Annotated in this window: 18 protein-coding genes; 3 read left to right on the top strand and 15 right to left on the bottom strand. The window is 63.9% G+C overall.

Annotation, left to right across the window (positions count from 1 at the left end):
• Positions 1 to 76 precede the first annotated feature (76 nt).
• From V4T21_RS04610 to V4T21_RS04600, 3 genes are all read right to left on the bottom strand, one after another.
• Positions 77 to 382, bottom strand: a complete 306-nt coding sequence (locus tag V4T21_RS04610) for a YciI family protein (RefSeq protein WP_332713698.1) — start codon at positions 380 to 382, stop codon at positions 77 to 79.
• Complete coding sequence (locus V4T21_RS04605; protein WP_332713696.1) at positions 382 to 1,422, bottom strand: aspartate-semialdehyde dehydrogenase; 1,041 nt, start codon at positions 1,420 to 1,422, stop codon at positions 382 to 384. The genes V4T21_RS04610 and V4T21_RS04605 overlap by 1 nt, the downstream gene beginning before the upstream one ends.
• 486 nt (positions 1,423 to 1,908) lie before the next feature.
• Entirely contained in the window at positions 1,909 to 2,475 is a 567-nt protein-coding gene (locus V4T21_RS04600) for an acyloxyacyl hydrolase (RefSeq protein ID WP_332713694.1), read from the bottom strand.
• Positions 2,476 to 2,632: 157 nt separating this feature from the next.
• Between V4T21_RS04600 and V4T21_RS04595 the strand changes: the two genes are divergently transcribed.
• Positions 2,633 to 3,637: an LLM class flavin-dependent oxidoreductase gene (locus tag V4T21_RS04595; protein WP_332713692.1), complete on the top strand. Its 1,005-nt coding sequence runs from the start codon at positions 2,633 to 2,635 to the stop codon at positions 3,635 to 3,637.
• Here the strand turns inward: V4T21_RS04595 and V4T21_RS04590 are convergent.
• The 3 genes from V4T21_RS04590 to leuD all read right to left on the bottom strand — a co-directional run bounded on the left by V4T21_RS04590 (position 3,595) and on the right by leuD (position 5,812).
• Entirely contained in the window at positions 3,595 to 4,011 is a 417-nt protein-coding gene (locus tag V4T21_RS04590) for a hypothetical protein (RefSeq protein WP_332713690.1), read from the bottom strand. The genes V4T21_RS04595 and V4T21_RS04590 overlap by 43 nt on opposite strands.
• A 64-nt stretch (positions 4,012 to 4,075) precedes the next feature.
• Entirely contained in the window at positions 4,076 to 5,173 is a 1,098-nt protein-coding gene (leuB, locus tag V4T21_RS04585; protein ID WP_332713688.1) for a 3-isopropylmalate dehydrogenase, read from the bottom strand.
• Positions 5,174 to 5,206: 33 nt separating this feature from the next.
• On the bottom strand, positions 5,207 to 5,812 hold the full coding sequence (gene leuD / locus V4T21_RS04580) for a 3-isopropylmalate dehydratase small subunit (RefSeq protein ID WP_332713685.1): 606 nt from the start codon (positions 5,810 to 5,812) through the stop codon (positions 5,207 to 5,209).
• Between the two features lie 142 nt (positions 5,813 to 5,954).
• Between leuD and deoD the strand changes: the two genes are divergently transcribed.
• Positions 5,955 to 6,665 (top strand): purine-nucleoside phosphorylase, encoded by a 711-nt coding sequence (gene deoD / locus V4T21_RS04575; RefSeq protein ID WP_332713682.1) that lies wholly within the window; start codon positions 5,955 to 5,957, stop codon positions 6,663 to 6,665.
• Positions 6,666 to 6,879: 214 nt separating this feature from the next.
• On the opposite strand, the gene purH is transcribed toward deoD, so the two are convergent.
• From purH to htpX, 4 genes are all read right to left on the bottom strand, one after another.
• Positions 6,880 to 8,487: a bifunctional phosphoribosylaminoimidazolecarboxamide formyltransferase/IMP cyclohydrolase gene (purH, locus tag V4T21_RS04570; protein ID WP_332713679.1), complete on the bottom strand. Its 1,608-nt coding sequence runs from the start codon at positions 8,485 to 8,487 to the stop codon at positions 6,880 to 6,882.
• A gap of 100 nt (positions 8,488 to 8,587) precedes the next feature.
• Positions 8,588 to 10,228 (bottom strand): heparinase II/III family protein, encoded by a 1,641-nt coding sequence (locus V4T21_RS04565; protein ID WP_332713676.1) that lies wholly within the window; start codon positions 10,226 to 10,228, stop codon positions 8,588 to 8,590.
• 78 nt (positions 10,229 to 10,306) lie between these two features.
• Complete coding sequence (locus V4T21_RS04560; protein WP_332713674.1) at positions 10,307 to 11,614, bottom strand: RsmB/NOP family class I SAM-dependent RNA methyltransferase; 1,308 nt, start codon at positions 11,612 to 11,614, stop codon at positions 10,307 to 10,309.
• A gap of 4 nt (positions 11,615 to 11,618) precedes the next feature.
• Positions 11,619 to 12,593, bottom strand: coding sequence for a zinc metalloprotease HtpX (htpX, locus tag V4T21_RS04555; RefSeq protein WP_332714033.1), 975 nt, complete (start codon positions 12,591 to 12,593; stop codon positions 11,619 to 11,621).
• A gap of 109 nt (positions 12,594 to 12,702) precedes the next feature.
• Between htpX and V4T21_RS04550 the strand changes: the two genes are divergently transcribed.
• Positions 12,703 to 12,894 carry a DUF1674 domain-containing protein gene (locus V4T21_RS04550; protein WP_332713671.1) on the top strand — a complete coding sequence of 64 codons (192 nt, stop codon included), beginning with the start codon at positions 12,703 to 12,705 and terminating at the stop codon, positions 12,892 to 12,894.
• On the opposite strand, the gene V4T21_RS04545 is transcribed toward V4T21_RS04550, so the two are convergent.
• From V4T21_RS04545 to V4T21_RS04525, 5 genes are all read right to left on the bottom strand, one after another.
• Positions 12,852 to 14,072 carry an OpgC family protein gene (locus tag V4T21_RS04545; protein ID WP_332713668.1) on the bottom strand — a complete coding sequence of 407 codons (1,221 nt, stop codon included), beginning with the start codon at positions 14,070 to 14,072 and terminating at the stop codon, positions 12,852 to 12,854. The two genes, V4T21_RS04550 and V4T21_RS04545, sit on opposite strands and share 43 nt — an antisense overlap.
• Positions 14,065 to 15,858 carry a glucans biosynthesis glucosyltransferase MdoH gene (gene mdoH, locus V4T21_RS04540; RefSeq protein WP_332713666.1) on the bottom strand — a complete coding sequence of 598 codons (1,794 nt, stop codon included), beginning with the start codon at positions 15,856 to 15,858 and terminating at the stop codon, positions 14,065 to 14,067. The genes V4T21_RS04545 and mdoH overlap by 8 nt, the downstream gene beginning before the upstream one ends.
• Before the next feature lie 3 nt (positions 15,859 to 15,861).
• A complete protein-coding gene (locus tag V4T21_RS04535) occupies positions 15,862 to 16,008 on the bottom strand; it encodes a hypothetical protein (RefSeq protein ID WP_332713663.1) in 147 nt (48 codons plus the stop codon).
• Entirely contained in the window at positions 16,005 to 17,624 is a 1,620-nt protein-coding gene (locus tag V4T21_RS04530) for an OpgD/OpgG family glucan biosynthesis protein (RefSeq protein ID WP_332713660.1), read from the bottom strand. Before V4T21_RS04530 ends, V4T21_RS04535 begins: the two co-directional genes overlap by 4 nt.
• 266 nt (positions 17,625 to 17,890) lie before the next feature.
• Positions 17,891 to 18,304 (bottom strand): DUF1761 domain-containing protein, encoded by a 414-nt coding sequence (locus V4T21_RS04525; RefSeq protein ID WP_332713657.1) that lies wholly within the window; start codon positions 18,302 to 18,304, stop codon positions 17,891 to 17,893.
• Positions 18,305 to 18,375 lie beyond the last annotated feature (71 nt).

Here is an 18,375-nt window from a genome sequence, read left to right as displayed (position 1 = left end):
AAAAAGACAGGGACCCTGCCTTACCGCACGGCCCCTGCCCTGTCATCCCGTAAGGACTCAGTGTGTCACGAGGCCGCTAACGGCCCCCGATCCCCACATCCTCGAAGCCGGGCGCCATGCCCCATGCAAAGACCTCACTCGTCGCCCGCAACCCGTGGATCTGGAACGGGTCCTCGGCGATGATCGCCTCGACGTCGGCCCTGCTCCCGGCCTCGAACACCCAGAGTCCGCCATTGGGCTCCCCGTCCGGCTCGGGGCGCAACGCCCCGGCGAGAACGATCGTGCCTTTGTATTTGCGCAGATAGGCCTGGTGCGCTGCCGAACGGGCAGCGCGGATATCGGCGCCGTCCGTCCGGTCGGTGAAAAACGCTGCCCAGCGCATCAGGCGGCCTTGCGGCTCATCAGCCCGCGTTCGATCAGCGTCTCGGCGATCTGGATGGTGTTGAGCGCCGCGCCCTTGCGCAGATTGTCCGAAACCACCCACATGGCCAGCCCGTTCTCGACCGTCACGTCCTCGCGGATGCGGCTGACATAGGTGGCATCCTCGCCCTTGGCCTCGACCGGGGTGATATAGCCACCGTTCTCGCGCTTATCGAGCACCACGATCCCCGGCGCATCGCGCAGCGCGTCGCGCGCCTCGTCGGGCGTTATGGGGTTGGCGAACTCCATGTTGACGGCTTCGGAATGGCCCACGAACACCGGCACGCGCACCGCCGTGCAGGTCACCTTGATCTTGGGGTCGAGCATCTTCTTGGTCTCGGCCAGAACCTTCCACTCTTCCTTGGTGTAGCCATCCTCCATGAACACGTCGATATGGGGGATGACGTTGAAGGCGATCTGCTTGGTGAACTTTTTGGGCTCGGGCTGGTCGTTGACGAAAATGCCCTTGGTCTGGTCCCAGAGCTCGTCCATCGCGTCCTTGCCGCCGCCCGACACCGACTGATAGGTCGAAACCACCAGCCGCGTGATCGTCGCCAGATCGTGCAGCGGCTTCAAAGCCACGACGAGCTGGGCGGTAGAGCAATTGGGGTTGGCGATGATGTTCTTGCGGTTGGTCTTGGCCATATAGGCGTCGAGCACCTGGCCGTTCACTTCCGGAACGATCAGCGGCACGTCCTCGTGATAGCGCCAGGCCGACGAATTATCGATGACGATGGCGCCGGTCGCGCCGATCCTGGGCGCCCACTGCTTGGAGATGTCGCCCCCCGCGCTCATCAGCACGAAATCGGTGCCGGTGAAATCATAATCGTCGAGATTGCGGCACTTCAAAATCTTGTCGCCGAAGCTCACTTCACGGCCGACCGAGCGCGAGGAAGCCAGCGGCACCAGTTCGTCGACCGGAAAATTGCGCTCGGCAAGAATATCGAGCATTTCGCGGCCCACATTGCCCGTGGCGCCTACGATTGCGACCTTGTAACCCATTTGGTTTTTTGTCCTTTCACCCCACCTCCCGCGCCGGGGCGTTCGCCCGCTCGGCCATAAGTGCTTTGCCGCCCTCCCCGCCGGGAGGATTGGCCCGGGGAGTGCGTCAAGCGGTTTTGGTGGTGGTTTTACCCGCGAACGGCATCGCGCCGGCGCTAACGCCGGTGGATTTGAGCAGCGTTGTCGTGGTCCAGAGGGCCATCAAATTCGCTCCGCCATTCGGAGCCCGTTACATACGCGGTCGCGCGCCTCTTGCCAAGAGCACGTCCCTTAGAGCGTTCTAAGCTGACTCGACATTCAGAGGAACTGGGCTGATGCAGCACTGGATTCCGGGAATTAATCCCGGAATGACGGTCTCAGTTTTAGGCAACCGCCATGCCTTCACCCAACACCTGTCACCCCGGGATTTATTCCCGGGGTCCAGCAGCCGCCTACCCACAGCCACCGAGGCGATTTGCGTCATTTTCGACTGAATGTTGATCCAACCTAGAACTTGACGCCGACCATCAGCCCCAAATTGGACAGCCCGTCATTGGGCGAGCAGAGTTCGAGATTGGAGATGTGCTCGTAGCGCAGCGTCACCGTCACGTTCTCGCTCACATTGGCCCCGATGCCGGCGGCGTCGTAGAAATTGAGCGAGCAGCCGAAATTGCGCTCGGGCCGCGTGGCGCCGTCGAGCGCCCCATCGGTGAGGGCCGCGCCGAACCCCAGTTCGAGATAGAGCGGGGTGTCGAACACCGGGATCTGCCAGTTGAGATTGGCGTGGACGAGGTTTTCGCGCCCCTCGAGATTGATCGTCGCGCCAATTTCAGGGCGTGGCGAGCCGATCCATTCGAACGCGGCGATATCGGGAGACGCAAACAGCGCCGAGAATTTGACGCTCTCGAGCCGGGAAAGGTCCCAATTGTCGCCGGTGGGCAGGAACCCGCCATAGGCCGAGTGGAAAAACGCGCCGGCCCGCACTTCATCGAGGTCCAGCCCCTGGGCCAGCGCCGATCCCGCCCCCGAGCCGGCCAGAAGGGCGATAGCCAAAGCGGCGAGCTTGCGGATCATGGGATGGCCTCGTTACGCGAAAAAACGTCGATCAATGCACCTCATCGACACGCCGATGTCAATTGCAGCAGGGCAACAGAACCGATTATCGTCTTTTACCGATCAATTGCGTCGCCGCCTCCTTGACGCCGTCCCCAACCGATCCCAGATGAGCCCGATGACCCTGCCTCCGCTTTCCATTCAAGACCTCGCGCCGATCTCAAAAGGCTATTCCACCACCGATGCGCTCGCCCGCACCCTCGATCTTGCCCGGCTCGGCGACGAGATGGGCTTTGTCCGCCTCTGGTACGCCGAACACCACGGCATGGCCTCGATCGCCTCTTCGGCTCCCGAAATCCTCATCGCCAACGCCGCCGCCAGCACCAAAACCATCCGGGTGGGCGCCGGCGGCGTGATGCTCCCCAATCACGTGCCGCTGCGGGTTGTCGAAACCTACCGCACGCTCAACGGGCTCTACCCCGATCGTATCGATCTGGGGATCGGGCGCGCCGGCGGCTCGGATGGGCTGACCCTGCGCGCGCTCCGCTCGACCGACGGTCAGGATTTCCCCCATGAATTCGCCGAGCTCCTGGCCTTCGAGCGCGGCGGCTTTCCCGACGATCATCCCTTCTCGCGTCTCAAGGTGGTGCCCGACGAAGTGCCGCTTGCCCCCATCTGGCTTCTGGGGTCCTCTGGCGCCTCGGCGCAGATGGCCGGGCAATACGGCATCGGCTACGCCTTTGCCTCCCACTTCTCCCCCACCCCTGCGGGCCCGGCCTTCGACGCCTATCGCCGCGCCTTCCGCCCCTCCGATCAGTTCGAAACGCCCCACGCCATCCTCTGCGTCGCCGTCATCTGCGCGCCGACCGACGAAGAGGCAAAACACCTTTCCAAATCCATGGAATTGATGTGGCTGCGCCTGCGCTCGAACGACCCGCAAAAGATCGCTCCGCCCGAAGACGCCGACGCCCATCCCTGGACCGCCTCCGAGCGCGCTTTCGTCGAAAGCCAGTCCAATCTCTGGATCGTGGGCAGTCCCGAAACCGTCAAGGCAAAGATCGCCGAAAAGGTCGAGGAAACCGCCGCCGACGAGGTCATGGTCTCGACCACCATCCACGACTACGAAAAGCGGCTGGAAAGCTACCGGCTGCTGGGCGAGGCTTGGGGATTGAAGGGGGCATAGCGCAGGGCGACGTCCTCATGGCGGGTTTCCCGCCGAAAGACCCGTCCCTCCGGATCGTGGCCGATGGTGAGCAGTGAAGCGCCGTCCTCCCAGGCGAGCGACACATCGTCCCCATAGGCGGTAAACACATTGCCCGCGCCGTCGGGCTCGGCGCCCGGCGGCAGCAGCGATACGTTGACCGACAGCCGGGTCGTGGCGCCGCAATCGCGGGTATAGGCAAGAGCAGTCCACCGTCCATCCGGGGAGAGGACGCTGTCGAGCATGCGATTGCTGCAAAATTCGATACTATCGACCCACCATGCCGCGCCACCGGCCGCGAGAGCGATGAGCACCAGCGGAACGGCCATCCAGGCCCCGAGCGTCCTTTTCCCCATGACCATGCTCCATTGAACAAGCCCTTTGAGAAATGAGACGCCCGGCGCGCGCCTGGGCTTGGTCCTATCCCAGCTTGGCGATAATCGCGTCGCCCATCTCAGCCGTCGTCACCTTCCGGCACCCCGTCTGCATGATGTCCCCGGTCCGCAAACCATCCTCGAGCACGTCCGAAATCGCCGTTTCCAGTCTGCCCGCCAATTCGATCATCCCGAACGAATAGCGCAGCGCCATGGCAAAGCTCGCGATCATGGCGATGGGGTTGGCGATCCCCTGCCCGGCGATATCGGGCGCCGAACCGTGGACCGGCTCATACATCGCCTTGCGCCGCCCGGTTTGCGCATCGGGCGCGCCCAGCGAGGCCGACGGCAGCATGCCCAGCGAACCGGTGAGCATGGCGGCGGCGTCCGAAAGGATGTCGCCGAACAGATTGTCGGTGACCATCACGTCGAACTGCTTGGGATTGCGCACCAATTGCATCGCCGCGTTGTCGGCGAGGATCTGTGTCACCTCGATCTCCGGATAATCCTTGGCGGCCGCCTTGACCACCTCGTCCCAGAGCACGCCCGATTTCATGACGTTCCGCTTGTCGGCCGAATGGACCTTCCTGCCGCGCGTCATCGCCAGATCGAACGCCACCCGCGCGATCCGGTCGATCTCATAGGTTTCGTAAACCTGCGTATCGACGGCCCGCTTCTGGCCATTGCCCAGATCGGTGATCTCCTTGGGCTCACCGAAATACACCCCGCCGGTCAATTCGCGTACGATGAGGATATCGAGCCCCTCGACAAGCTCGCGCTTGAGCGAGGACGCATCGGCCAGCGCCGAATAGCAGATGGCGGGCCTAAGGTTCGCGAACAGCCCCAGATCCTTGCGCAACCGCAGCAACCCGGCCTCGGGGCGCACCTCATAGGGCACGTCGTCCCATTTCGGTCCCCCCACCGCCCCGAAGATCACAGCATCGGAAGCGAGCGCCTTTTCCATGTCTGCTTCGGAAATCGCCACCCCATGCGCGTCATAGGCGCTGCCCCCGACCAGTCCCGTCTCATAGGTGAAATCGGTCAGCCCCACCCCATTGAGATAGGCGATGAGCTTTTCGACCTCGGCCATGATCTCGGTGCCGATGCCGTCTCCGGGCAGAAGGAAAAGGGTGTTGGATGCCATCAATTGAACCTCGGGATTTTGGATTTTCGTTCGTCAGATCCAGGGACGGCTTTCGGCCATCTTGTTTTCGAACCCGCCGATCGTCTCGTCCTTCTTGAGCGTCATGGCGATGTCGTCGAGCCCTTCGAGCAGCACCTGCTTGCGCGCCGGGTCGATGTCGAACGCGATAGTGCCCCCGTCCGGCCCCGAAATCGTCTGCGCTTCCAGATCGACCGTGAGCGTCGCATTCGATCCGCGTTCCGCGTCGTCGAGCAGCAATTCGAGCTCGGCGGGCGTCACCACGATCGGCAGGATGCCGTTCTTGAAGCAATTGTTGTAGAAGATGTCGGCAAAGCTCGTGGAAATCACGCAGCGGATGCCGAAATCGAGCAGCGCCCAGGGCGCGTGCTCGCGCGAGGAGCCGCAGCCGAAATTGTCGCCGGCGATGACGATCTTGGCGTCGCGATAGGCGGGCTTGTTGAGAACGAAATCGGGCTTTTCGCTCCCATCCTCATTGTAGCGCATCTCGGAGAACAGCGCCGTGCCGAGCCCGGTGCGCTTGATGGTCTTGAGATACTGCTTGGGGATGATCATGTCGGTATCGATATTGATGATCGGCATGGGCGCGGCGACGCCCGTCAATGTCGTGAACTTGTCCATGACAATTTCTCCCATAAGACGCCGGACCGGACCAACCGTACCCGGCGGTACGTTCATGCAGTCTCTACTGCAAACCCGTCCTCTTGCCAAGCAGGATGGCCACAGTAAGCTGTCCACCAGCTTTTCGAGCCGAGGACCAAAGATGACGCCGCACAATCACGCCAAGCCCGGCGACTACGCCGAGGCCGTCCTGCTGCCGGGCGATCCCCTGCGCGCCAAATGGATCGCCGAAACCTTCCTCTCCGATGCCCGCCTCGTCAATTCCGTGCGCAATTGCCTGGGCTATACCGGCACGTGGAACGGCAAACCGGTTTCGGTGCAGGCGACCGGCATGGGCCAGCCCTCGACCGCCATCTATGTGCACGAGCTTTTGAACGTCTATGGCGTCAAGACCATGATCCGGGTGGGCACCTGCGGCGGTCTCAACACCAGCGTCAAGGTCCGCGACGTGGTGATCGGCGCCGCGGCGACCACCGATTCCACCATCGTCAAGGGCACCTTCGGCAATTACAATTACGCTCCGGCCGCCGATTTTTCCCTGCTCCGCGCCGCCGACGACGCGGCCCGCGCCCATGGCAAGACCGTCCATGTGGGCGGCATCGTCTCCTCGGACGTCTTCTACCACCCCGCCGGCCTTGCCGCCTATGACCGCCTCATCGAGCACGGCGTCCTGGGCGTCGAAATGGAAGCGGCCACCCTCTACACCCTCGCCGCCCGGTTCGACGCAAGAGCCCTCGCCATCTGCACCATGACCGATTGCCTGATCACCGGCGCCGAAATCGACGCCGAGGCCCGCCAGAGCTCGCTCAAGGACATGGTCGAAATCGCGCTGGATGTGGCGACGGGCGACTGATCGAGCCGATTTGCGATGCCGGAGGACGAGGCACAGGCTGCACCCCCCTCATCCGACCGCTTCGCGGCCCCCTTCTCCCACCAGGGGAGAAGGGGAGCTGAGGTTGTGGGAGCGTCAGTGCTCACCAAAAGAGCCCCCTTCTCCCCTGGTGGGAGAAGGGCCGGGGATGAGGGGGCGCTGAGCTTGCCACAGGCGACATTGCCCCTAAGGCAAATCAATGCCTGAAATGCCGCGTCCCGGTAAACACCATCGCCAGCCCCGCCGCGTCCGCCGCCGCGATCACTTCCTCATCGCGCACCGAACCGCCCGGCTGGATCACCGCCGTCGCCCCGGCCTCGACCAGCGCCTCGAGCCCGTCCGCGAACGGGAAGAACGCATCCGAAGCCACCACCGACCCCTGCGTCAGCGCTCCCTCGATCTCCGCGGCCCGAGCCGCATCGATCGATTTGCGATGCGCCGTGCGCGCCGAATCCACCCGGCTCATCTGCCCGGCGCCAATCCCCACAGTCGCCCCGTCCTTCACATAGACGATGGCGTTGGATTTGACGTGCTTGGCGACCTTGGCCGCCACCAGCAGATCGGCCATCTCCTCTTCGGTGGGCGCCCGCTTGGTCACCACCTTGAGCTCGTAATCGTCGGCATTGGCGTTGTCGCGCGTCTGGACCAAAAGGCCCCCGGCCACCGAGCGCACCGTCAGCCCCTCGGCCTTGGGGTCGGGCAACGCGTCGGTCAAAAGCAGCCGCAAATTCTTCTTGGCCTCGACGATCTCGATCGCCCCCTCGCTGGCGCCCGGCGCGATGATCACCTCGGTGAACAGCTTGACGATCTCGGTGGCCGCCGCCTCGTCGAGCGGCCGGTTGAGCGCGACGATCCCGCCAAAGGCCGAAACCGGATCGCAACGCAGCGCCGCCTCATAGGCCTCGACAAGCGTTGTCCCCTGCCCCACCCCGCACGGATTGGCGTGCTTGATGATCGCGACAGCCGCCGTCTTGGCCGGATCGAACTCGGCGACCAGCTCGAACGCGGCGTCGGTATCGTTGATGTTGTTGAACGAAAGCTGCTTGCCCTGCACCTGCTCGGCGGTCGCAACGCCGGGACGGTTCGACCCGTCGGTATAGAACGCCGCCCATTGATGCGGGTTTTCGCCATAGCGCATGGTTTCGCGCAATGTGCCCGCAAAGCTGCGCCATCCCAGATCCGGCGTATCGAGCGTTTTGGCGAACCAATTGGAGACCGCCGCGTCATAGGCCGCCGTGCGCGCATAGGCCTTGGCGGCGTATGTCTGCCGCCTCGGATAGGGCACTTCGCCCTGGTCCTTGAGCGCGGCCAACACGTCGTCATAGTCCGCCGGATCGACGATCACCGTCACGTCGCCATGGTTTTTCGCCGCCGCCCGGATCATGGCCGGCCCACCGATATCGATGTTTTCGATCACCTCGTCGTAATCGGCGCCCTTGGCTACGGTTTCGGCAAAGGGGTAAAGGTTCACCACCACCAGATCGATGGGCGAGATGTCGTGGATGCGCATGGCGCTCTTGTGCGCCTCGTTGGAGCGGATGCCCAACAGCCCGCCATGCACCTTGGGGTGCAGCGTCTTGACCCGCCCGTCCATGATCTCGGGAAACCCGGTGACCTCGGAAATGTCGATGACGGGAAGCCCGGCGTCGGCCAGCGCCTTGCGCGTGCCGCCGGTCGAAACGATTTCGACCCCAAGCCCCACCAGCGCCGTGGCGAATTCGACGATGCCGGTCTTGTCGGAAACCGAGAGCAGCGCCCTTTTGACCTTGGTTGAACCGGCCTGAGCCATGAAAAATCCCGCCATGCTTTGATTGGAAAAGATGTGGGGCGGCCTATCACGGTTTGCAGCGGGTGGAAACTGCGCGATTGGGCGCAATCGCGCCCATCGTCTCGGGATTGCCGCGTCAGGATTGCCGCGTGAACACCCAGGCGATTTCCGCCTCGTTGCGGGCCGGTCCGTGCAGCACGATCTGCCGGGTCTTGACCAGCCCGAAATGGGCCGAATGGCGCACGCTGTCCTCGATGTCCGCCGACGCGCCCTCCCAGAGGAAGGCCCAGCCCTCGCCATTGCGATAGACCAGCCGGATGAGGTCCTCCCCGTCCCAGCGCTCGGTCACCACGCCCGGCGCCAGATGGAAGCGGATCGAGAAGGTGCCGTGCTGGCGCGCCGGCCTGTCGGTGGCCAGAAACCTGTCCTGCCCCACCAGCGTCTGCCCGCCACCCATCAGGGTCAGCCGCCGGACGATGTCGAGGCCATAGTGGTCGCGATAGGCACCCAGCCGCATCTCGATGGAATTTTCCCCCGCATCGAGCCCGATCTCCGGCGCCGCCCCCCGCGCCAAAAGCGTTCCGTTCCGCGCGATCCGCGCGCTCGAAATGTCCTCGATGGTCGGCGCGCTATGGGCCGAAGTGTGCCGGAAAAGGTCGCGGCTTTCCTCCAATTGCGCCGGCGCCGGCCCGCAATTGCCAACGACCAGCGTCGACCCGCACGCATATTCGAAGCTCAGCGCGCCGGCATGGGCATCATGGGCGAATTGGGGCGGCGGCAATTGCCCCGTATCTGCGACCAGCTTTCCCGGCCCGTCGACAAGGATGCCATAGCCGCCGCACAGCCCCGATCCCGTGCTGCGGACGCCCGATTGGGCGGCGATCGCCAGCGTCAGCTCCACCGGAACCTGCCCGCAGCCATTGGCATAAATGGGCTCGCGCGTTCCCAGCACCAGCTTTTCGAGCGCCCGATGCATGGCTTCGATACGCCGGGCGATTCCCCCCGACAACGCCCCGTGACGCTGCCCGAGCAATTGGTTGACCGGAATGATCTCGCTCAGGATCTGGATCTGGACGAAGGGGTTGCGGCTGCGCGTCAGCCCGTCATCGTCGAGATTGGCTTCCAGCAGACCCGCGAGCCTTTGGGCATGCTGATCGAGCTCCCGGCTTTCCTCGGCCTCGCTCAACGCCGCCCCGAGCAGCGCGATCTCAACCATCAGCCGCGTCAGGGGATCGCTGGCCAGCGAGGCCCGCACCTTGAGCGAAGCGATCTGCACCGACAGCGAGCGGGTGAAGGCGCGCATCTGGTCGGGCGTCGCCCCCTCGGCGATCAGCGAAAACGATTTGAGCCAGTTGAGCACCCGGCGGGCCGTGATGAACAGGCTCCAGGCATCGCGGTCGAACTGGGAGAACCGGGCGATCCAGTCGAGCACCAGCGTGCGCGCGAAGGCGCGTTGGCCCATATCGGTCAGTGCCGAAAAATGGCGCAGCCAGCCAAAGCCGTGAAGATCGGCGAACCAGTCGTCGGCCTCGGTGTCGATGGCGAAGGGGGAAGCGCCGCCGGTTTCCACGAGACGCCCGGCGAGCAGATATTTGCCCTCCATCATCTCGATCACCGTCTGGGCGTCCGCCGGCCTGAACTCGGCCAGCCGGGGCACGAATTTGCCCGCATCGGCCCCCGTCCAAGTCCAGGAAAACAGCGCGTGGGTCACCGTGCGGTCGGCCAGACCCAGGCCCGCCCGTCGCAGACCGATACGCAAAACTTCAAATACGCCCATACCCGAACCCTACTCGCAGGACCGAGTGTACCATCACCTTCACGTTAACCACAGGCCAATGGCAGCAATTTTAGCCAATTAGCCGGGTTTTTTGACCAGTCGCGCCATGAAAAAGCCGTCTAGGGCCCCGCCCGTTCCGCCTGCCGGATCGAGCGCCGGCGTGAGTCGCACAACGCCCTGCGGGGTAATCGGAGCGCTCCAGCCGTCCAGTTCGGCCGCCGCGATGGGATCGAGAACGAAATCGGCAAGTTGGTCTTGCGCCCATTCGATCTGGCTCTCGCCCTCCTCGCGTTCGAGCGAGCACACGCAATAGACCAGCCGCCCGCCCGGTTTGACCAGGCTCGCCGCATGGGCCAGCATCCGGCGCTGCAGCGCCACCCGCTCGCCAATGCCCTTTTCGTCCCGGTGCCAGAGCACTTCGGGATGCCGCCGGAAGGTGCCGGTCGCCGAACACGGCGCATCGAGCAGCACGGCGTCGAACAGTGGCCCTGATGCATACTCGAGCGCATCGCCCACCACGAGCTCGGCGGCGAGCCCCAGCCGGTCGAGATTGGCCGAAACGCGCTCCATGCGTTCGGCGGAAATATCGAGCGCGGTGACCTTGGCTCCCGCCGCCGCCAGTTGCGCGGTCTTGCCGCCCGGCGCCGCGCAGAGATCGAGCACGGTTTCGCCCGGCCCGACAGCAAGCAGCCGCGCCGGAATGGCGGCGGAAACATCCTGCACCCACCATTTGCCTTGGGCAAATCCGGGAAGGTCGGCAACGCCCGCGTCGCGCGACGTCAACCGCACGCTCGTGCCGACCAATGGCTCGGCACCAAGCTCAGCCGTCAGTGCGGCATCGGACGCCTTGAGGGTCAGATCGAGCGGTGGCGTCTCGACAAGCCGTTGGGCAAAAATCTCGACCGCCGGCCCGCCATAGGCCTCCCTCCAGCGCGATTTCAGCCAGTCGGGGATCAAAAGAGCGTCCGGCAAATTCCCATATTTCGCCTGATCGCGCTGGATCGAGCGCAGGGCACCATTGACCAGCCTGTCGAACCGCCCGGCCCTTTTATCGGCCCGCGCCGATTCGACGGCCAGATGGATCGCCGAATGGGCCGGGATCTCGTCCATGTAAAGCAATTGCGCGATGGCGATCCGCAACACGGCCTCGAGGATACCCGCCCGCTGCGGCACGCCCTTGGCCAGAATCTCCTTCAGCACAGCGTCGATCTGCCCATGCCGGCGCAGCGCTATGGTGACCATGCGGTTGGCCAGCGCCCTGTCGCGCCCCTCGGCCAGCCTGTCGCCGCCGATAGGGGCGAAGGGCTTGCCCTCCAGCACGTGCCTGAGATGAAAAGCGGCCTCAAGCCGAAGCTTGAGGCCGGGCAGATCGCGTTTGTCAGTCAAATATCTAACCCCAGGGTCCCGCGCCGTCATCGTCCTGGCGCGGCCGCGTGCCGGGCGTGCGCCAGCTCTGGCCGGGCCGGACATTGGCCTCGACGGGGTTTACCCGTTGGCGCGGCGTTTGACCACCGCCCCCGCCCGAAACCCGCGCCATATCCATCAGCGCCTGGATACGGTTCTCGACGGCGGGGTGGGTCGAAAACAGATTGTCCATCCGCGCGCCCGAAAGGGGGTTGGAAATATACATATGCGCCATGGCCGGCGCCCGTTCGGCGGCCATGTTGACAGTGCGCTTGCCCGCCGCCGAAATCTTTTCGAGCGCAGTGGCCAGCGCCATCGGGTCGCCGCAGATTTGAGCGCCGTCCTTGTCGGCCTCATATTCGCGCGTCCGGCTCACCGCCATCTGCACCAGCATCGCGGCGATGGGCGCCAGGATCACCATGGCGATGGTGCCGATCATCCCCATGGGGTTGTTGTTGTCGCGGTTGCCGCCGAAAAACAGGCCGAACTGGGCCAGCATCGAAATCGCGCCGGCCAGCGTCGCGGTCACCGTCATGGTCAGCGTATCGCGGTTCTTGATATGGGCCAATTCGTGCGCGATCACCGCCGCCACCTCGCGGCTGTCGAGATATTTGACCAGCCCGGAGGACACCGCCACCACGCCCTTGTCGGGGCTGCGCCCCGTCGCGAACGCATTGGGCTGGTCGGTTTCGATCAGATAGAGCTTCGGCATGGGCAGCCCGGCATTGTCGGCCAGCCGCTGGGTCATCTGATAGAGCTCGGGCGCCGAGCGCGGATCGATTTCCCGCGCCCCCTGCATCGAGAGCACCATCTTGTCCGAGTTCCAATAGGCGAAGGCGTTGGTGCCCAGCGCGAAAAGAAAGGCGATGGCCATCCCGCCCGTCCCGCCGATCAGATAGCCCACGCCCATAAAGAGCGCGGTCATGCCGGCGAGCAGGATCGTGGTTCGCAATGCGTTCATCATCGTCCGACTTTCAGAAACAATAATTGCCTATTATGATGGGAACCCATGAGGCGACTCACAAGTCCCCGTGTGCCTAAACTTGAGCGTTCAACACCGGCAACCTTGCATGAAAACAGCCCTCAACACCAAGCGTCCTGACCCCGAAATCGCCCGAAAAGCGCTCGCCGAAGCCCGCGCCCGCCGCGCCGAGATCGACGCAAAAGCCTCCGATGCCCCCCGCGAACTCGACGGTCGCGGCGGCCTCGACCCGGCCCGCTACGGCGACTGGGAGGTCAAGGGCATTTCCTCCGATTTCTGAGGCGCAGCCTTGGCCGCCATCGCCTTCTTGCTGGCCTGGGTGCGCTTTGTAACCCGCAATCCATAGGCCAAAGCGAACTGCACCCCGAGCCCGGCCCCGATCAGCACCAGATCGCTCAGCAAGCTCCGCTCGATCCCCGCATTGATGGCCTGCAGCAGCACCGAGAGCACCGACCCGGTAGCGAAAACCGCCAGCCCGTTCTGGCCCAGCAGCCGCAACGGCTCGACCCATCGGCTTTCCGAAGCCGCATAGACCCAAGCGAAGCACGAAAGCACATAGGCCAACGCCAGGAAATGGCTCAGCCGCAGCACCGCAACGAAGGTCTTGTCGAACGAAACCACGTAGAACGGCACGCCCGCACGGCCGAGCTCCGCCATGAACCGGTTGGCCGCAGGCCCCACCCCCGGCACGTGCTTCCAGACGATCGTGGCGATGAGCCAGGCGCCGCACAGCCACAGCAGCCAGCCGATGCGCGGCACGAAGCGCTCGCCGCGTTTGAGAAATATCCCCGTCAAAAGCCCGAGCACGAAGATGATCTGCCAGGAGAGGGGATTGAAGAACCAGCCGCCCGGATTGGGATAATTGGGCAGATTGATGCGAAATTGTCCGGCCAGCAGCCAGACGAGGACCGACGCGGCCAGCAGCAGATAGGGCCGCCGCATCCCCACCCAGATCAGGAGCGGGGTCACCAGCAGCAAGGTGAGATAGAGCGGCAGGATGTTGAAATAGCCGAGCTGGTGCCCCAGCGTCGGAATCCCGATCAAAACGCCCAGCGGATTGGAAAGGGCCGGCCGCAGATTGATGGTGGTCAAAAGCTCGTAGAGCCCGAACCACAGCGCCGCCGCCGCGAAAATGCCGATCGCCATGGCGGTGGTCGAAAGATGCACGAAATAAAGCGTGCGGGCCCTGGCCCACACCCGCGCCACCCCCGGCCAATAAGGGGCAGCCAGAAAGCCCGAGCAATAGGCGAGCCCCGCCGCCGTCCCCGAAAGAAACACGAACCCTTCGGCGGCGTCCGAGAACCCCCAATTGCGATTGGTGAAATGCTCGAGCGCATTGCCGGGCACGTGGTTGATGAAGATCATCACCAGCGCCAGCCCGCGCAGCACGTCGATGCGGGGATCGCGCACCGACCGCATCGGTGCTTCCGGCATCGGCCGGCCCTGCGATTTATGCATGCGTGGGCGCGCCTTCCCTCAACGCGTGGCTCCTGGTGTCGGGCTCGGCCCGAACGCCACTCCATGAGGCGAGGATAGCATCGCGTTCCGCCACGATGGGAGACCTCTCGCCCTCTTCGGGGGCAAGAAAGATCGGCCCGGCCATGGGTTTTGAGGAAAACCAGATGAGCACGGGCGCGATGACCATCGGCCCGGCCACCGGCACCAGCCAGAACAGGATCATGGGCGTGAAATAGGCGGCGCCCGCCAGCATCACGGTCCCGATCAAAACCATCGTCCGGCTCGCCATCCACGCATCGGCGAACGGTAATTGCTGGCTACCGCGCCGCGTCGCCGGCCAGCCGCCATCCGCCCCCGTGAGCACCTGGAACACCGAACGGGTCTGGAACAGCAGCATCACCGGCGCGATGATGCTCGACAGCACGATCTCGACAAGAACCGACGCCGTGGCCGCCCCCGCCCCGCCATGCCGTTTCACCCGCCCCGAAACGATAGCCTGGATCAGGATCAGCAGCTTGGGCAAGATCAAAAGGCCGAAAATCCCCACCAGCAGCGTGATCGCCTTGGAGGTCTGGTCGTCGGGAAACACCGGGAAAAGCTGGTAAGGCTCAGGGAAATAATCGGGCGGCGGCGCGAAATAGGGCGCAATCAGGCTCAGGATCAGGAACGCCGCCCAGATGGGCGATGAGATATAGGCAAGGATGCCCTGGACGAAAACGAACCGGCTCCACCCCGAAAGCCCCGGCGCCCCCAAAAGCTTGGTGTGCTGGAGGTTTCCCTGGCACCAGCGCCTGTCGCGCTTGGCGAATTCGACAAGATTGTCGGGGCCTTCCTCGAACGATCCCTCAAGATCGGTATCGAGCCGCACGATCCAGCCATTGCGCGCCAGAAGCGCCGCCTCCACGTAATCGTGGCTGAGCACATGCCCGCCGAATGGCGGCTTGCCGCTCAAGACCGGCAGCCCGCACGAGCTGGCGAAAGCCTGGGTACGGATCATAGCGTTGTGCCCCCAGAACGGGCCTTCATGGCCGGCCAGAAGCGCAATGCCGCGCGCAAAAACCGGCGAAAAGAAGCTCGCCGAAAACTGCACGGCCCGCCCGAACATCGAATGCGCGTTGATGATCCGGGGCAGGGTCTGCAAGAGGCCGAGCCAGGGTTCGGCCTCCATGCGCCGCGCCATCTCGACGATGGTCGCGCCGTCCATGAGACTGTCGGCATCCAGAATCAGCGAAAATTCATACGCCCCGCCCGAGCGGGTGATGAAATCCTCGATATTGCCCGCCTTTTTGCCGGTATTTTCGGCGCGGCGGCGGTAGAACATACGCCCCTTGCCCCCGCTTTCCTCGATCAGCCGGGCAAACCAGCTCTCCTCGGCCCGCGCCGTCTGCGCGTCGCGGGTGTCCGAAAGGATGGCGAAGTCGAAAAGTCCGGTCATCCCCTGCCGGGCGATGGAGCGATCCATGGCCAGAACGCGCGAAAACGTCTCGACCGGGTCCTCGTTATAGATGGGAACCAGGATTGCCGTGCGCCCGCGCACCCGTTCGGCAACCTCGCGGTTGTCATGGACGCGGGGGCGATAGAGCAGGCCGACGACGCTCTGGCTTGCGCCCCAGCCCAGCCAAAGCGTCGATATGGCAATCAGCGCCAGCCGCACCAGATCGAGCGCATCGAGCCCGTTGGTTGCGGCGAACTGGATGAAGAGCGAAGAGGCGGTCGCGCTCAGGCCGAGCGAGAGCACGATGGCGATCGTGCGATAGAACCGCGCCCGCGCGCGGACCGCGTCCATCCCCTAGTGCCCCCGGCGCAGGCCGGCTTGGTCGCGCACGAACAGCGAGAAAAAGCGCATCAGCGCGACCCGGACCCTGCCCGGACGCTCAAGTTGTTGCTTGGGCATCGGCATGGGGGCATGCGGAAGAGGATCGAACGCGTTCATCATTCACCCATCCATTGATAGAGCCAGGTTTCGGTAAGTTTCTGTCCGAACCCGCGCACATGGCCCACAAGTTCGATCGCCTGGCCTCCCGTGACGCTCACGTCGATCACAAGACGCCAGATATCGGTATCGTCGACTTTCTTGAGGACGAGAGACGCGATCTCGCCGCCAGACACCGTAACGACCGGTTCGACGTCTTCGTTCCCCGCCTCGACCCGGCCGAGCATCCCACCCTGGAAATCGACGACGAATTTTCTCAAATCCGGCGCGTTCTCGATGCCCGAAACCCCGCCATGTCCGGTGCGGGTTTCAAGCACATGGGCGATATCGAGCGTCTCATCGACATCGAGAGCGCCCCAGCGCATGAGGTAGCGATATTCGCGTTCCTCGCCGGCCAGCGCGGGCTGTTCGGGTATCCAGAACGCCACGATATTGTCGTTGACCTCCTGGTCGGAGGGGATTTCCACCAGCCGCACATGGCCCGCGCCCCAATCCCCGATCGGCTCGATCAAAAGCGAGGGGCGGCGCTCGTAATGGGCTTCGGCGTCCTGATATTGCGCAAAGTCGCGATCGCGCTGGAACAGCCCGAAGCCACGCGGATTGGTCTCGGCGAAATACGAGCTTCCCAGCCGCGGCGGATTGTTGAGCGCCCGCCAGAACCTGTCCCCATCCGCGCGCCGGATCGCCAGCCCGTTGCTGTCATGGACCTGCGGGCGGTAATCGTCGAAATCGGAACGGTTGGTTTCCGCGTAAAGGAACATCGAGGTCATCGGCGCGATGCCCAATTGCTCGATATCGGCCCTCAGGAACAGCCGGGCCGTCACCTCGATCTGGGTTTCCTCGCCCGGACGGATGTCGAAGCGGAAGGCGCCCGTTACGCTCTGGCTGTCGAGCGCGGCGTAGAGCACCACATTGCGCTGCCCCGGCTGGGGCCGCTCGAGATAGAATTGCGAAAAGCGCGGGAATTCCTCGCTCGAGGACAGTCCTGTGTTGATTGCCAGTCCACGGGCGCTCAATCCATAAAAATTGTCGCGCCCCAGCGCCCGGAAATAGCTCGCGCCCACAAACGAGATCAATTCGTCAAGGAACCCCGGCCGGTTCAGCGGATAGTTGAGCCTGAAGCCCACGACGCCGGGAAATTCCGCGCCCTCGTCCTCGATCCCCTCGACGGGGCCCTGATAGCGAAAATCGTCGAACCCGAAATCGAAGGGACGCGCGACCCCGTCAATCACTTCGAAAAGATCGACGCGCTCCTTGTAGAGCCAGCCCGGATGGAAGGCATGGACGCGGAACTGGTCGCCCTCTTCCGCCCACCGCGCCTTTTCGGTGTTGAACTGGATATGGCGATAGCCGTCGTAATCGAGTTCGCCAAAGGGTCCGGGCAGATCGGTCGAGGGCGGCTCGAAAGGCTCGGCGGCCATGGCGCGCATCCGCTCGGTCAAAAGATCGAAGGAAAATTCCTGGCCCTCGGGCTCGGCCGGCTGCGCCTCCTGGCTTGAAGCGGCCTCCTGCGCGAAAAGCCCCCCCAGAGCGGTGGTGCTCAGAAGGAAGCTTGCGGGAAGAGCGCCCAGAATGAAACGGCGCGACGGCGAAAATTTTTTAGCTGCAATAACGTGCATGAACTCTTGTACTCGGGGCAACGGCGCCCGATGGCCGCGCGCCGAAATGTCTCGTGATTACAACGCCGGAAAAGGACTAAGCCAGCGCCAAACGATGAAGGACCCTGAAGGTTCCTGCATGCCTCTCCTTCCGAAAACGCATGGCTCGGTCCTTCACGGGCACGTGATGACTTCGCCATCGAATCGGGCGATTCGATGACTGCGAGGCCCAACCCGGGCAATCTGCCGCGGTGCCGTAATGAAATATTAAGGTTTTCGCCGGCCGCTCAGCCCAAAAGGCCCAGCACCACGCCCTGAACGATCATCACGCCCAGCAGATACACCCCGTCGATCAGCGCCAGCGACCAGCGCATGCCCTGATAGCGATGGTTGAGGATCATGGCGGGCATGAGAAATCCCACCCACAGATGCACGCCCACGATCACGGCGTTGGCAACGCTCATCTCGCCCATGATCATGGGGGTGAGAAGCGCCAGGAAATAGGCCATGACCAATTGCATGGCCCCGCCCCAGATAAAGGGCGTCGCCTGCCCGCCCGATCCGGCCATGATCTGCTCGACGGTCTTTCCCGTCGCCGCCAGCCATTGGCGCGACAATGCGATATACCACCCCGCCCCGAGCGCCATCGAGGCGATCATTGCGATCAGAACGGCCAGCCAGTTGACGTCGAGATAGTCCATGATGCCCTCCGCCCCGGCGGGTCGGGCGCCCCACGCCCGAATCAGCCCGCCAGGCACGCCTCAATTCTGCG

Source organism: Pelagibacterium mangrovi, assembly GCF_036662815.1.
In the GTDB taxonomy this organism is placed as follows: Bacteria; Pseudomonadota; Alphaproteobacteria; order Rhizobiales; family Devosiaceae; genus Pelagibacterium; species Pelagibacterium mangrovi.
Note: the sequence above shows the minus strand (reverse complement) of the source record. Positions and strands in the feature narration are given on the sequence as shown.